The sequence below is a fragment of the Thermorhabdus hydrogeniformans genome (assembly GCF_049310025.1).
GTDB lineage: Bacteria > Bacillota > Thermosediminibacteria > Thermosediminibacterales > Tepidanaerobacteraceae > JBJYKD01.
Window position 1 is genome coordinate 1 of record NZ_JBJYKD010000175.1, and the last position, 265, is coordinate 265.

The 265-nt window shown below is 61.5% G+C and carries 1 protein-coding gene; it reads right to left on the reverse strand.

Features of this window, described 5'->3' with window-relative positions; translation table 11 throughout:
- On the reverse strand, positions 1–220 hold a 220-nt coding region (locus tag ACKX14_RS16000; RefSeq protein WP_422449395.1), incomplete at its 3' end, for an SDR family NAD(P)-dependent oxidoreductase.
- Between the last annotated feature and the right edge of the window lie 45 nt (positions 221–265).

Below are 265 nucleotides of genomic sequence, written 5' to 3' on the forward strand. Positions count from 1 at the left end.
TTGCCTGATACTTCTCGTCGTCCTGCGCACCCTTGGCCATATCGGTCTCGATGAAACCTGGGGCGACGACGTTCACCGTAATGCCTTGAGGCCCCAGCTCCGCAGCCAGCCGGCGAGTGAGCAGCATGGCTGCCGCCTTGGTCGTGGCATAAAGCGTGTTTCCCGGGAAGGATGTTCCCAGCCCGGCGACGGAACCGACCACTACAACGCGCCCAAACATTCTCTGGCGCATCCCCTCGCGCAGTGCGTTGGTCAGCAGTACAAT